The sequence below is a fragment of the Microcoleus sp. D3_18a_C4 genome, assembly GCF_036702415.1.
GTDB lineage: Bacteria > Cyanobacteriota > Cyanobacteriia > Cyanobacteriales > Microcoleaceae > Microcoleus.
In genome coordinates this window covers 1-14,877 of record NZ_JAUBTI010000057.1, presented here as the reverse complement: position 1 = coordinate 14,877, position 14,877 = coordinate 1, and the positions used below count along the sequence as shown (strand labels likewise).

The 14,877-nt window shown below is 48.0% G+C and carries 8 protein-coding genes; 2 read left to right on the top strand and 6 right to left on the bottom strand.

Annotation, left to right across the window (positions count from 1 at the left end; translation table 11 throughout):
- Positions 1-146 precede the first annotated feature (146 nt).
- A complete protein-coding gene (locus tag QUB16_RS21610) occupies positions 147-1,406 on the bottom strand; it encodes an esterase-like activity of phytase family protein (RefSeq protein WP_333319256.1) in 1,260 nt (419 codons plus the stop codon).
- A gap of 21 nt (positions 1,407-1,427) precedes the next feature.
- Here QUB16_RS21610 and QUB16_RS21605 point away from each other — a divergent pair, with 21 nt between their 5' ends.
- Positions 1,428-2,762, top strand: a complete 1,335-nt coding sequence (locus tag QUB16_RS21605; RefSeq protein WP_333319254.1) for a tetratricopeptide repeat protein — start codon at positions 1,428-1,430, stop codon at positions 2,760-2,762.
- 70 nt (positions 2,763-2,832) lie between these two features.
- Here the strand turns inward: QUB16_RS21605 and QUB16_RS21600 are convergent, their stop codons facing one another.
- Positions 2,833-3,354, bottom strand: a complete 522-nt coding sequence (locus QUB16_RS21600; protein WP_333319253.1) for a GNAT family N-acetyltransferase — start codon at positions 3,352-3,354, stop codon at positions 2,833-2,835.
- A 210-nt stretch (positions 3,355-3,564) separates the two neighbouring features.
- Between QUB16_RS21600 and QUB16_RS21595 the strand changes: the two genes are divergently transcribed.
- Positions 3,565-5,640, top strand: a complete 2,076-nt coding sequence (locus tag QUB16_RS21595; protein ID WP_333319251.1) for an ABC transporter ATP-binding protein — start codon at positions 3,565-3,567, stop codon at positions 5,638-5,640.
- Between the two features lie 434 nt (positions 5,641-6,074).
- Here QUB16_RS21595 and QUB16_RS21590 read toward each other — a convergent pair whose 3' ends face one another.
- From QUB16_RS21590 to QUB16_RS21575, 4 genes are all read right to left on the bottom strand, one after another.
- Positions 6,075-12,494, bottom strand: coding sequence for an SdrD B-like domain-containing protein (locus tag QUB16_RS21590; protein ID WP_333319248.1), 6,420 nt, complete (start codon positions 12,492-12,494; stop codon positions 6,075-6,077).
- A 197-nt stretch (positions 12,495-12,691) separates the two neighbouring features.
- Entirely contained in the window at positions 12,692-13,075 is a 384-nt protein-coding gene (locus tag QUB16_RS21585) for a hypothetical protein (protein ID WP_333319247.1), read from the bottom strand.
- 123 nt (positions 13,076-13,198) lie between these two features.
- Positions 13,199-13,417 (bottom strand): PEP-CTERM sorting domain-containing protein, encoded by a 219-nt coding sequence (locus QUB16_RS21580; RefSeq protein ID WP_333319245.1) that lies wholly within the window; start codon positions 13,415-13,417, stop codon positions 13,199-13,201.
- A gap of 49 nt (positions 13,418-13,466) precedes the next feature.
- Positions 13,467-14,717, bottom strand: coding sequence for a transposase (locus QUB16_RS21575; protein WP_333319243.1), 1,251 nt, complete (start codon positions 14,715-14,717; stop codon positions 13,467-13,469).
- Positions 14,718-14,877: the final 160 nt, after the last annotated feature.

Here is a 14,877-nt window from a genome sequence, read left to right as displayed (position 1 = left end):
TTTGTGGGGTGGGCTTCTAGCGCAAGATGCCTGTTCCACAAAGAGTGAATCTTATTGTACTGTTTTGATCTACAGGCAAGATGCCTGTTTCACAAATAATAAATCTTATTGTGGGGTGGGGTGGGCTTCTAGCCCGCCCTTATTACCTAACCTTTGCCCTTCAAGCTAAATAAAAGAAACTGAGTTTTCTGCGCTTCATCAAAATTGTCATCGCTGACCAAAACTAAACTCTGGCTGCCATCTGGCAAGCGCGGGCCGAGGGTCATCCCTTCTAAATTGTACAGCGGGATTCCGAGTTCGCTTAAGTCTAGGAGCAACTTTTTCTTAACAGGTTCGACGGCCACTCGCCCTTTAAAACTCTGGATTCTCGAAGTATCTGTAGCCGCCCCAACCGCTAGTTGATAAATCCTAGCGCTGTATCCCGACAGCCCAAAAGAACGTTCTAAACTCAGAATCTGACCGCCACCGACAGTTACTAATTCTGTTAAACCGTTCAAAATAGTCATGGGAACTTGGTCTAAGTTGTAAAGATTCTCCGATACTAATTGCGGCGTTTTATCGACGATGACATAATGTAAAATACGGAGTTTGCTTGCCTGTTCGGGGTCTAAATCTTGCCTTAACGGCGCTTCCGTAGCTGCGAACAAACGAAACGGATCGAGACCGCCTGGACTAAAGGTTTCTGGGTCGATGGTTAAAGATTCAAAACCTAAATTTTCCACCACTCCTTGCTGCTGTTTTTCATCGCTGGCATCGGGAATATACCGCTTTGGAATCGGCAAATTTCCCCGCATTTGTCCTGTTTTGAGGTCGAATTCTCCGAGAAAAGGAGGGATGCCCACATGAGTAACGCCTTCGCTGGCGACAAATACTGAATTGCGGGGAGAAAGGGCGATGCCTTCGGGATTTATGGAACCCCAAGAGAAGGTTTCACCGTCTGCTTTTTTGAGGGAGGTAACGCCGTCAACGGTAACTTTTTTCAGGCGAATATTGGCGGGGTCACTTGATGTGAGGTCGAGTCGGAGACTGTAAAATCTGGCTTCTCCGTTTTCGCTGGGGTCGTCGGAAAGAGCGTAAAAGCGATAAGCTTTGGAAGTGACTGCGCTAATACCTTTGGGATCGTAGGTAATTCCTGACAAACCGCCGACTGGTACTCCTTCAAAATTCATTTTTGGCAATTCGTACTCGCCCAAAAATTCGAGGGACATTTCTGGAAAAGAGCGGTCTTTTGCAACTGCGGGAGGGGGGGCGCAAGCTGTGCAAACAGTTAAGAGAATTAGGGCTAGACTAAATAAGCGTAAAATACGCTCGCCCAGCGTCTTTAAATGCCAATAATTGCTCAGCACGGTGACATTTATTTTGTTGCTCTTGTTGAACTGTTTACTTTTGTGCCATCTTTGTGACATAATTTATACCGTTTTGTAGATATGCAAAACTTGATGTTTCGAGAAGGAATGCCGAATCGCGGCAACCAAATTTTGAGAATGAGAAGTTCTGTACCAATTGGGTGCTTGCTTTTCCTGTGGCTGTGTGCTGGTTCTATTGCTAGCGCCCAAACTAATCCACCAGCCCTCGATCAATTTTCTCCTAATCCTCTAGAAATTACCACACCCGATCCCCTAACTCCCGCTAATGAATCTTTGAGCAGCACTCAGCGGGACGAACTGACAGCGGCTTTGGAAGAGTTAAACTTAGAAGCAGCGGCTAAACTGCAAGCTGGAGACGGCGCCGGTGCTTTTGAAATTTGGTTCCGAGAATTGCGGCTGCGGAGGTATCTGGGCCCGGCGGCGGAAATTGCTGCTTTGAGTCGGGTGGGAAGTGTTGCTTGGAGTAACGGTAAAAACCTCGAACTACAGCTTATTACCAAACGGTTGCAAGCAATTCAAAAAGAAGTCAAATCACAAGTACCACTTAATACTGAGTTGCTCCCCGCCTTCGCTGCGGCTTTTCAGCAGGTGCGCGCTAAAGGCCCGACTGTAGAAGTTTACCAAGAAATTCTCGAAAATGCGCGCCAAAACCAAGATATATTGGCCCAAGGTCAGATTTTGAAGGCGATCGGGCTTATTCACATCAATTGGTTGAGTTACGATAAAGCGGCTCCCGTGTATGAGGAATTGGCTACTTTAATTCAGGAAAACCGCGCTTTATTTGCTGCTAATTCTGCTGTGCAAAATTCTGCTGTTGTTGCGGGAAACGGTGCGCCGCCGCAGCCTGTAACTCCTCCAACTGAGGTAGATACTCTGAGACAGTTGGCCTATGTTTACCAACAGTCGAAACAACCCCTAAAGGCGATCGCAGCCAGGGAAAAACTATCATCAGTGTATCTTAACTTACAAAATCCCAGCGCTATACCACCGCTAAAAATTGCGATCGCCAGCGATTACCAAACCATAGGTCAAATCAATTTAGCCGCTCAATACTATCAGGAAGCCTACAATTTAGCCGTCCCCATTCAACAGTATGCCCAAGCTAGCGAAGCTTTGGATAAATTAGCTTTACTTTATCGATCGCAAAAGCAATGGGAGCCGACTTTGCGGATTTATCAAATGCAGTTGCTGTTAGAAGAGCGGGCTTACAATTTCTACGGATTGATGAACACTTATGACAATATCGGTCAAGTTTATCAAGAGATGAAGGCTTACGATAAAGCTTTGGAATCCTATCAAAAAGGGTTGGACGTGGCTAAAAGATTGGGACACAGACAAGAGTATTTTGCTAAGAAAATTCAAAAAGTTAACAAGCAATTGCAAAGGACTTCGTAGTTTTCAGCAGGCCATAATGCCAATTTGCAGTGTGAGTAATTTAAATGCAGTAAGGTGTGCAACGCACACCCTACAAAACTACTTTTGACTCGTAGGTTTCTCGCGAGATAGAGTAATATAGTACATCAGTTTCGTAATAATGAGCGTTTTTTTCATATTTCATGCCCACTTTGTGTATGACCCGCTGGGAGGCGATATTTTCGCGTCGGGCGATCGCAACTATTCTCTCCAAGTTTAATATTTTAAATCCATAATTTAGACTAGCAAAAGATGCCTCTGTCACCAATCCTTGATTCCAATAAACTTTGTCTAGCGCATAGCCCAACTCAACTTCCGGTGTCTTGTCCAGAAAAACCAGTCCGCAGCGACCAATCATTTTACGCTCTATTTTATGTACTAAAGCCCACATTCCGAAGTTTTTTTCTTCCCAACTTTTGAGCATGGTATGAAGGGCGATTTCTGTTCCTTCTCTAGTTTTAACTCCTCTCAAGTATTTCATTATTTCTGCATCACTGTAGATGCGGTACAGCTCATCTAAGTCGTCTGGCGTAAATTGTCTCAGATACAATCGGGCTGTCTCTATTTCTTGCATGATGACAGTATAACCTTTAACATTAGATTATAGTACCACTTTGGCGGGCAACAAACATTTTAGTTGGGTTTCGTTCCTCAACCCAACCTACTGTTACAAGAAAACACTCTTTGTGAAACAGCCATCTTGCCTGTTACTGATATTAGTGTCAAATATTGATTCTATTTGTTACAATTATTACTTAGATATATTGTACAGTTTTTGCCATCAATGACAATTTCCTCACCAGTAGCAGACACCAAAAACAAATCCGGCCAGGAAACAGACTGGCGGTTATTCATGAGGTTGGCATCTTACGCAACCCGCAGCAAACGCTTGCTGATTATTGCGATCGTACTATTAGTACCGCTAGCAGTCTCAGGAGCAATTCAACCCATTCTCATCGGACAGGCAATTTCGGTAATTCGCGCGGAACCTACCTACGAATTCCTGCGGGGAGTGCCTTTATCTGCTGCATTGAATATTTTGGCTATTTTGCTCATGCTAACTATAACACTTAGATTAGCACTGCAATCACTTCAAGGCTATTTAGTCACGAAAGTAGGGCAAATAATTACTACAGATATTAGAAATGATTTGTTCGCCCACGTCACATCGCTAGCAGTGAGATTTTTCGATCGCACTCCTGTCGGTAAACTGATGACTCGCCTCACCAGCGATGTGGAAGCTTTGGGAGAGGTTTTCTCTTCAGGGGCGATCGGCATTGTCAGCGATTTATTTTCAATTTTAGTAATTGCCATTTTCATGTTTACCATGCAGTGGCAACTAGCTTTAATGTTGGTGCTGATGATGATACCAATTACCGCAGTCATAGTTTATTTCCAGTACCAATATCGCATAGCAAATTACAATACCAGAGAAGAACTTTCCGAGCTCAACGCCCAACTGCAAGAAAACTTGACTGGTATTGGCGTAGTGCAGCTATTCCGCCGCGAAAGATTCAACTCGGAATTGTTTCGCGTCACGAATAAACGCTACATTAAAGCAGTTGACAAAACTATATTTTACGACTCAGCCGTATCTGCGACATTAGAATGGATTGCTTTAGTAGCGATTGCAGCCGTTTTGTGGATGGGGGGTCAAAGGGTTTTAGCTGGTAATCTTAACTTCGGTACTCTCTCTGCATTCATTTTATTTGCTCAGCGTCTATTCGATCCGCTGCGGCAATTTGCTGAGAAATTCACTGCAATTCAAGCAGGATTTACCGCTGTCGAACGCATTAGCGATATTCTCAACGAACCGATCGAAATTAAAGATCCAACTAGCGGGAAGAAGGAAGGGCACAACACGGATTTTGACACGGATACACGGATGTTTGAAGGGAGAGGGAAGAAGGAAGAGGGAAGAGGGAAGAGGGAAGAGGGAAGAAGGGCAGGTTATTCACCGTTGTTGATAACTGGACATCCAGAGGCAACGGCTTACAACTTGTCTCCGTTCGATCGAGAATTGCCAGATAATCATCAAAATCCAGCAAGTTCAGAATATCGTTTAGTGCCTAACAATCCCAATCCCACCTTGCTAAGGGAGGGAGAAAATGCCAAATCGCAGAATTCAGAATCGGGAGAAATCCAATTTGACAACGTGTGGTTTGCTTACAAACAAGACGAATATGTCCTGCAAAACCTCAATTTCACCATCAAATCCGGCGAAAAAGTAGCATTAGTCGGCCCCACTGGTGCGGGCAAAAGTTCGATTATCCGTCTCCTGTGCCGCCTTTACGAACCTAGCCGAGGACGGATTCTGGTTAATCATGTGGATATTCGGGATTTGCCTCAAGCAGAGTTACGCAGGCACATAGGCGTGATTATCCAAGATGGCTTTCTATTTGCTGGTGACGTGAAGAGCAATATCAGCCTGGGAGAAAGTTACTCGATTGAGGAAATTCAAGCAGCAGCAGAAAAGACAAATGTTGCCCGTTTAATCGAACAGTTGCCTCAAGGTTATGATACGCAATTGCGGGAACGGGGAACGAATCTTTCGGGGGGACAAAAGCAATTATTAGCGTTTGCTCGTGCCGCTATTCGCAATCCCAGTATTTTAGTTCTAGACGAGGCAACTGCTAGTTTGGATGTGGGGACGGAAGCTTTAATTCAAGAAGCTCTAGAGCGTTTGATGGCGGACAGAACGGCGATAATTATTGCCCACAGGCTCTCGACTATCCGAAATGTCGATCGTATTTTAGTGCTCAAACGCGGGCAGTTAGTAGAATCTGGCAGCCACGAAGAATTGTTGCAGCAACAAGGGTTGTATGCCAGTTTGTACAAGCTGCAAATGCTGGGGAGTTAACCGAAAAAGGAATAAGGAATAAGGAAGGAAGAGGATTTTTCTTGAGGGGTGACAACGGCTATGGAACCTTGATTGTAAAAGCATTGAAGCCGCTGAAGCTCAAAAAAGATAGTACATTATGGACAGGCTTATTGACTCATAAGATTGTCCGATATCCCCTTGAACGTGATTCAAGGGATATCGCCACTCTCTTTTATTGACTTACGCACAGCAAGCGTATCTTTTCGCTTGGTCACTCAACTCAAAACCTTGACGCAGCTTTGCTTTCAACCTGCTTGTCACCCTGCCAACCAATATGTTTCCCATGATTCTCGATGCCCAAACCCATATAGCCACATCCAGTGATACTTCTGTGGTAATGTAGCGATATATGAAAGAGCGATCGACCTTAATTGACGAGGTAATTTAAAAGTGCGATCGAAACAAAACAAAATCTAAATCGCATTGCCGAAGTTCATTCCCTGCTCGATTTGACCGAAACCCACATTTACTTTGTGGCTTTCCGGCAGCCCAGTACCAGTCAAATTAAACATCCGCACCCCAGCAGGAGTAGACAAAAACAGATATTGTCCGTTATCGCTAACCGACATTCCCCCACTAACAAATGACGAGGAAGCATTAATATTTTCACCGATACTCCTGCGGTATAATACATCCCAAGTATTGGTATCGTAAGCAATCAACTCATCGGCAACAGAATTAGCAGCGTAAAGGATATCCCTCGTTGGATCGAAGGCTAACCCCCCGTTAACGCCAGCGAGATTTTCAACAGCATTAAAATTGCGATCCATCACAGAAATGCCATCGTTTAATTCCATTGCAATTAGCGAACCGTTGCGGTTAATCGCAGATACAGTAGCGTCGTGAAAAGAGTCTGTTTCATTCCGGGTGGGAAAGGTGTTAGTCACAGCATCGTAAGTAAAGATCGGGCCGCTGGAAATGTTGGATTCAGTCATGAAAAACAGACTGCGATCGCTGCTGCGGTGGATGTGCGTATTCTGTCTGACTTGGCCAGGCGAACCGACACCCGACGGCTGCGTTAAAGTATCGGTAGCTAAGTTGAGTTCCCGGAACGGCACCCAACCTGAACCGTTGTAGCCTGTGCTCACCATTCCCCGGCCGTTGGAACCGATTGCCACGTCCCAAGCACCGGCCTCTCCAAAAGCGAGAGTGTAAGGAATATTGGTAACAGTCCCGCTAGCGAGATTTACTTTGCGAATGAAACCTTGCGTCCCGCTAGTTTGATTATCAGCAACGTACAAAGCGCTGCCATCTAGAGTAATGTCAGCACCGTTTAACGAAGTGCCAACCGCAAGCGGCGGTAACAAAGTCTGCGTGGCGACATCGTACCGCTGCACAGTTCCCGCACCGGTCGTGATGTAAAGCAAATTCCGCGTCGGGTCGAAAACGCGATCGCGACCGTTAGCAACAGGAATCAGAACGCTTGGCGGCGCGCCGCTGAGACCGGGGAACGTTTGCTGCGAACCGGGTTGCAGCGCTTCCGCAACTGTATAAGTTCTCAGGCCGGCCAAACCCGCAAAGGAATAATTGCCACTAGCATCCGTTATGGTAGAAGTTTCCCCCGCGTCCAATACGCCATTTTGGTTAGTGTCGAGAAAGACAGTCCAGCCTGGAATCCCTGGTTCGCCAGCATTTTGTGCGCGATCGCGATTTAAGTCATTCCATTTTGTACCTCGAATTTCGTTTAGCTGTGCAGTTTGTCTGTTGCCAAAATTGACATTTTCAGCCAATTGATTCGCAGCAAGATTAACTGTTTGCGCTTGCGGAACGTTCGACCCCGGCAAACCCAAAATTCGCACGCCGCTGGGAGTGGACAGAAACAGAAATTTTCCGTCACCGCTGACAGACATCACCCCGTTGTTAAACGGTGTAGAGTTAGGAACATCTTCGCCAATATTGAGGCTGAACAACTGAGTCCAAGTATTTGTATTAAAGGCGATGATTTGATTTGTTGTGGAATTCACAGCATAGAGGATATCTTTGGTTGGGTCGAAAGCCAAGCCGCCGTCTACATTATTGAGGGTGGTAATTTGGCTGAGGTTTGGGTTTCGGATAGAAATGCCAGCCCCTAACTCTAAAGCAATTAAGGCACCGTTGCGACTGACCGCAGATAGAGTGCTGGTGTGAGATGTGTTTGTTTCTGCGCGGTTGGGAAAGGTGTTTGTTGTGCCGTTGTAGGTAAAGATCGGGCCGCTGGAAATGTTGGATTCAGTCATGAAAAACAGACTGCGATCGCTGCTGCGGTGGATGTGCGTGTTCTGTCTGACTTCGCCAAACGATGAACCGGCATCCGACCGCTGCGTTAAAGTATCGGTAGCTAAGTTGAGTTCGCGAAATGGCGTCCAACCAGAACCTTCAAAGCCCGTACTCACCATTCCTTTGCCGTTAGCCCCGATCGCCACATCCCAGGAACCGCTTTCGAGGCTTTTGAGATTGTACGGAAGGTTAGTAACTGCACCGGTATTGAGGTCAACCTTGCGGAGGAACCCCTGCACTCCGCTGCGCTGGTTTTCAGCAACGTACAAAGCGCTGCCGTCGGGGGTAATATCGACACCGTTTAAGGAATTGCCTACCTTAAGGGGTGCTAGCCAAGCGTTAGCGCGGAAGTCGTATCGCTCTACTGTTCCCTTGTTAGTGGTAATGTACAGTCGATTGCGGGTGCGATCGAAAACGTGGTCTCGGCGAGTTGGCAGGGGAATTAGAAAGTTTGTCGCCGCCCCTGCGGTGATGCCGGGGAATGTTTGCTGCCAATCGGCTTGCAACTGTTCGGCAACGGTATAGTTGCCAGCGGGCAAACCCCCAAAAGCGTAATTGCCACTAGCATCTGTAGTAGTAGAAGTTTCGCCGCCGTCCAGTACGCCGTTTTGGTTAGTGTCGAGAAAGACAGTCCAACCTGCTATGCCGAGTTCGTTAGTGTCTCGCAAGCCGTTGCCGTTTAAGTCATTCCACTTGCTGCCACGAATCTCGGCATCATCGTTTTGAATTGCGAGCACGGCAGTGGGGTTGACTGTTCCCGCGACTCCGCCGTTGGTGAAGTTGGCAAATGACAGCGCTACTGTCTCGTCGGGTTCGTAAGTGACATCGCCCAATACCTGAATCGGTACAGTTTTGCTTGTCTCCCCTACTGCAAAATTAACGGTAATGGGTTCTGCTTGCACGTCGCTGCCAATTGCTGCGGGATTGGCAGCACCTGCTGCCAGGACTACATCTACACTTGAAGCTGTAGATGTATCTCCCGATCGCGTCACAGTCACGACATTGGTGGTGTTAGCAGCATTCCCTTCAGGCACATTAAAGGTAGCTGCACTGAAATTATAGGTAGGGGGAGTATCGTCGTTGGTAATGGCAGCCGTCACCGCGCCTGCTGTGCCTGAAGTGTAGCCGCTTCCTGCTGCCAAAGTTAGTTCGACTGTCTCGTTAGGTTCATTAGCAGTATCGGCAACTAAAGTTAGGGTAACTGCTGCGGTTGTGGAATTCGCTGCAAACGCAACTGTGCCCGTTGTGGCACTAAAAGCGGTAGCACCCGACTGAGTGTAATCATTGGCAAAACTAGCTGTTCCGCCAACCGAGAAACTCACTGTCAACGGTTGAGACAGTGGCGAATTGATGCTGTCGGTGCGGGTAAATGTGTAGGCGATCGTGCTGTTGCTGTCTTCTATCGCGCCCTCGGGCGAAACTGCTAGCGTCACCTCGGCATCTAATGCAGGTGCGCTGACGTTGAAATTGCCCAAATTAACAGCAGTGGCTGCATTGCCGCTGGTATCTAAAACTTGAGATTCTGCTAATTGCAGAGTGTAAGTCCCGTTGTCGGCTGCGTCCCAACTGTCGCCGGGGGCGTTAATTTGATAAGTTGCAGTCCGAGGCGTGCCGTTTCCGCCAGGAGTCGCGCTTAAGAATGCCACCAACTGACTGAAGTTGTTTGGGCCTGTCACCCGAATATCGCTGCTATCGAGGCTGCTGACATCTACAGCCGTGTTGTCAGCATATTCTACGGTAAATGTCAAGCTATTGCTGCCTGCCGAAATGTTGGCAATTGGGTTTAGCGTTGCTGTGGGCGGGGTAGTGTCAAAAGGTTGACGTGTTCCTGAAATCTGAAAATCAAAGGGATCTTCATCGCTGTCGCTGTTGGCAAACGAAATTTGACCGCTATAAGTGCCGATCGCAGTTGCATCGAATTTGACAGAGAAAGTAGTCTCGCTGCCGGGAGTTAGGTTTGTACTGCCAAAACTGCTAACTAAGCTGAAACCTGTTGGCAGGGCGATCGCATTGTTGAGAGTCAGGTTGCCACTGCCTGTATTTTTCACGGTAAAGCTTTTGACAACCTCTGTTCCTAAAACGGCGGTACCGAAATTAACTGTTCCCATATTGTCTGCGATGTTAGCGGTGCCGTCGAACAAGTCGATTTCTGGAACGTTGTCTGCAATCGGTGTCGGCGTTGGCGTCGGCGAATCGCTTGGTGTCGGTGTTGGCGTTGGTGTTGGTGTTGGTGTATCGCTTGGCGTCGGCGTCGGCGTAACAGATGGTGTCGGTGTCGGTGTTGGTGTTGGTGTATCGCTTGGTGTCGGCGCTGGCGTATCGCTTGGCGTCGGCGTCGGCGTTGGCGCTGGCGTATCGCTTGGCGTCGGCGTCGGCGTTGGCGTTGGCGTATCGCTTGGTGTCGGCGTCGGCGTTGGCGTTGGCGTATCGCTTGGTGTCGGCGTCGGCGTTGGCGTTGGCGTTGGCGTATCGCTTGGTGTCGGCGTTGGCGTCGGGGTTGGCGTCGGCGTCGGCGTTGGCGCTGGCGTATCGCTTGGCGCTGGCGTCGGCGTCGGGGTTGGCGTCGGCGTCGGGGTTGGCGTATCGCTTGGCGTTGGTGTTGGCGTATCGCTTGGTGTTGGCGTATCGCTTGGTGTCGGCGTTGGCGTCGGCGTTGGCGTATCGCTTGGTGTCGGCGTCGGCGTTGGCGCTGGCGTATCGCTTGGTGTCGGCGTCGGCGTTGGCGCTGGCGTCGGCGTCGGGGTTGGCGTATCGCTTGGCGTTGGTGTTGGCGTATCGCTTGGTGTCGGCGTCGGCGTTGGTGTTGGCGTATCGCTTGGCGCTGGCGTCGGCGTCGGGGTTGGCGTCGGCGTCGGGGTTGGCGTATCGCTTGGTGTCGGCGTCGGCGTATCGCTTGGTGTCGGCGTTGGCGCTGGCGTATCGCTTGGCGCTGGCGTCGGCGTCGGGGTTGGCGTCGGCGTTGGCGTCGGCGTATCGCTTGGTGTCGGCGTCGGCGTTGGTGTTGGCGTATCGCTTGGCGTTGGTGTTGGCGTTGGTGTTGGTGCTGGCGTCGGCGTTGGCGTTGGCGTCGGCATATCGCTTAGTGTTGGTGCCGGCGTATCGCTTGGCGTCGGCATTGGGGTGAGGGATGGTGTCGGCGTCGGCGAACTGAGGGGCAGTATCCCCGTGTCTGGCTGTGTCGGTATCAACAAGGATGGTGGTGGAGTGTCATTATCTGTAATCGCTAAAACAGCAGTATCGCTATACCCAATTCTTACCTTTCCTCTAGGGTTGCTCAAGCGTAAATTAAATAACTCTCCTTCAAATGCGACATCATTTACCAAGGGAACTGTTACTGTCTGAGTGGTTTCTCCGGGGGCAAAATTGACCTCAATGGGAGTCGCGCTGCCATAGGAGGGAGATGTCGCTGAGTTATTAACAATAAATATAGTTGCCCCTACAGTTGCATCTAAATCACCACCTTTGCGTTTCACTGTTATTGCAGCGATCGGCGTGCCGTCTTCTTTTCTTTCAAACTTCGTCTCGCTCAATTCTAATATTGAGCTAATAGGAGTAATTTCGCTGGTAAATTTAGAGGCTGTAATTTCGTTGCTGTTAATTCCTTTTAAAATTGCCAGATACTCGCCAGTAACTCGATCTTGAATTACTGTATCGTTTGCAAACTCGCTGCTGCCTTGATAAATGCTCAAGTCTTGAAATGCTAAGCCGCCGTCCAATGCAATTAAGTCAAATCCTTGAGCGAAGTCGCTAATAATGTCAGCATCGGATAGATTTGTGCCGCCAGTAGTAAAAAAGCCGGGAACGCCATCGATTCTATCGATTCTGCCGATAACAAACAAATCGCCACCGCTGCCGCCTGTTAAAGTATCGCCCCCGCGATCGCCAAAAAGGACATCATTTCCTTCCTCTCCAAATAAGAGATCGCTTTCTTTTCCGCCGCGAATTATGTCATTTTGTGTCCCGCCGTAAACTGTATCTAAACCTTCACGGCCATTGAGAGTATCATTGTCTTCGTCCTCGTAAATGAAGTCGCTGCCGAAACCAGGAAATATGATGTCGCCGTCGGTTTTTCCATTAGCGGTATCGCTGCCTAATTGATTGTAAAGAATATCATTATGTGTTTCTCCTAAGAGTTTATCGTCATCTTTGCCGCCGAGAACGATGTCGCTGCCTTTTTTTCCCACCAAACTGCGACTACCTTCATTGCCATTGAGTTCCTTTTCTCTGCGGCTGCCGATTAGGTTGCCAGAGTCAGATCGATCGCCTGCAGGTTGCTTGCTGCCAATACCTCCGAACAAGATATCGTTGCCCAAGTCGCCGTAAATGATATCGTTGCCCCTATCTCCGAATACCCGGTCATCTCCTTTTCCTCCGTGTACGGAGTCATTATCTTTGCCGGCGTAGATAGTATCATTATTTTGTTTCCCGTTAATGTAGTCATTGCCTTCATTAGCCCACAGCAAGTCGCTTCCTTCGTCACCAAGCAGTGTGTCGTTACGGCTATCGGCTTGGATGATGTCGCCCAATCGCCCACCTGTCAGAAAATCCTGTTCTTGCGTTCCCTCAAAAGTAGGCATTTTAGGTTCCACCTATCAAAAATCTGAACGATCGATTTTACATCCACTCAAAACTCATATTATCTAGCAGATATATATAACGTCAATTAACAGGCACTTATAGATCGGATCAGCATGGCGCAACTGGCATTGCTGGCGATCGATCGCCCAGCACTTGCCCTCCTAAAACCCCAATTATCGCACTTAACCACCGCGCCTCAGAGTTTTTGAGTTTGTGACCCCTGGATGGATTCACTAACTTTTTTGTAGAACATCAACAGAACCATCATCAGCCTTTTGAACTTGGTGCTGTTTATTGAATTGACGATCGCTTGTTGTTGGGGAATGTACCGGGGTTGGACGATCGGTGAAGCAACTGTTGGCAAAATAGTCTTACTAGCCGCGATCGCTGCAATCCTGTTTCGCTTCTGGCAAGGGAGCATCTCATATTTGTAAAAATACTTCTTCTGGCTCCTTCCTTCTTCTTCTTTCCTTCTGCCTCTTTCCTTCTGCCTCCTGCCTCCTGCCTCCTGCCTCAAAACTCCAATTTCTAGCGGAGGGCTGCAAAGGTGAGATGCTCCCTCTGGCAATCCTGGCCGCATGAGGCAAGCGGTGTTAAGTGTGTGGCCTCAAGGCGCGTTTTGGGTGTTTGTTGGGGGATTAGTCGGCTGCACTTCCAAGTGGGTTTTCGAGCAAGCTGTTGCCCGCAACTGATAAGTTGAGATTTAAACTCTTGTCAAACGGTAGATTAACCGCATCGGCGTTGTTTTATGCTGCGGATTTGATTTCTTTCGTTTCAGCCATCCTCCCAAGCCCAGGGCTATAGCTGAACCAAAGATTGTGGTCGGTTCAGGCACAGGCTCGGCAACGTCGGCGGTTTCAATTACTAGACTGGAACGACCAAGAGCATCAGTACCTCCCAGAGTGACCCCACCAACGTTCAAGAGACTGATGGCAAACCCAGCAAAAGTATCGCCATTGCTAACTCGCTGATTAACAAACGGAGTTACTTGACACTCCCCGTCCTATAAGGACGGGGATTCTTGGTTCAATGAGTCGCCATAACCTAGCAGGGTTTCCCCAACCGGCACTAGAGGGCATCTCTCCCCAAGCGTTAATTTCGGCGTGCCCCGCCGTATTTTGGGCGCGTTTCAAGATGTTAATTGCTGCGTTGGTGTCTCGATCTGCCGAATACCCGCAATGCGGACAAATGTGCGTTCTAGTTGATAGAGACTTACTGACTTTTTTGCCACAATTCGAGCAATTCTGACTGGTATTGTGGGGCGATACAGCTACGGTTTTTGTTCCGTAGACGCTCCCAAAATAATCCAACCACGTCCGAAACTTAGACCAAGCGGCATCACTAATCGACTTAGACAGTTTTCGGTTCTTTACCATGCCCTGAACATTTAAGTCTTCATAGGCGACCAAATCGTTAGATTGGACGTAACGGAGTGCCACTCTCTTGACAAACTCTTCTCGCTGCCTACTTACTCTTAGATGTTTCCGAGCATACCGATTTTTGGCCTTCTTGTAGTTATTAGATTGCGGTTTACCCTTTTTGAACTTTTTGGACTTTTTCCGGTGGGCGCGGTTTAATTGCTTTTCTGATTTGCGATAAAATTTAGGATTTTCGACTATCCCTCCCTCACTATCAGCCAAAAAGTATTTAATTCCGACATCAATTCCTACCGCACGATTGGATGACTTGCAATCTTTGAGAGCGCTCCGAGGAGCATCGACACAGAATTGCACGTAATACCCATCACTACGTCGGACAATCCGTACCCTTTTAATTTGCTCTATCTGATAAAAATGCAAGTCTCGACTGCCTTTTAATTTCAGCATCCCGATACCTTTCTTATCAGTAAAGTTAATGCGTTTCCGGCCTGATGAAAGTTTCCAGCCACCAACCTTGTACTCGATCGAGCGACTGTTTTTCTTGAACTGCGGATAGCCCTTTTTACCCGGCTTTTTGTTTTTACACTTGTCGAAAAACCGATCGATCGCGCGTTGGGCATTTTCAACAGCAGCTTGACAAGCATGACTGTACAAGTCTTTGACAAAGCCAAACTCTGCTCGCAATTGAGTGCAATATTTATACAGTTCTTTTCTGCCGACACCGCGATTGTCCATCCAGTACCGCAGGCATTTATTCCGAATAAATTGCCCCGTGCGAATAGCTTCATCGATCTTGTCGTATTGTTGCTTTTTCCCGTAGGCTTTGAACTCAAAAACTAGCATGGTTCGACCTGGGCAGGCTGCTGTCTTATACTACCATATATTTGACGTTAATTCCAGAATTTATAGAATTAAAGCCGTCCTATAAGGACGGGGCTTGTATCCGCGCGACCTGAAAGGTCAACTAAACCGCAGCACCGATGCTGCTCGATGATTCTCTTCA

What these genes read in the sequence shown, in the direction of transcription:
- QUB16_RS21610 (WP_333319256.1), bottom strand. Translation starts at nt 1,406, where the DNA reads ATGTCACAAAGATGGCACAAAAGTAAACAGTTCAACAAGAGCAACAAA.
- QUB16_RS21605 (WP_333319254.1), top strand. Translation starts at nt 1,428, where the DNA reads ATGCAAAACTTGATGTTTCGAGAAGGAATGCCGAATCGCGGCAACCAA.
- QUB16_RS21600 (WP_333319253.1), bottom strand. Translation starts at nt 3,354, where the DNA reads ATGCAAGAAATAGAGACAGCCCGATTGTATCTGAGACAATTTACGCCA.
- QUB16_RS21595 (WP_333319251.1), top strand. Translation starts at nt 3,565, where the DNA reads ATGACAATTTCCTCACCAGTAGCAGACACCAAAAACAAATCCGGCCAG.
- QUB16_RS21590 (WP_333319248.1), bottom strand. Translation starts at nt 12,494, where the DNA reads ATGCCTACTTTTGAGGGAACGCAAGAACAGGATTTTCTGACAGGTGGG.
- QUB16_RS21585 (WP_333319247.1), bottom strand. Translation starts at nt 13,075, where the DNA reads ATGCGGCCAGGATTGCCAGAGGGAGCATCTCACCTTTGCAGCCCTCCG.
- QUB16_RS21575 (WP_333319243.1), bottom strand. Translation starts at nt 14,717, where the DNA reads ATGCTAGTTTTTGAGTTCAAAGCCTACGGGAAAAAGCAACAATACGAC.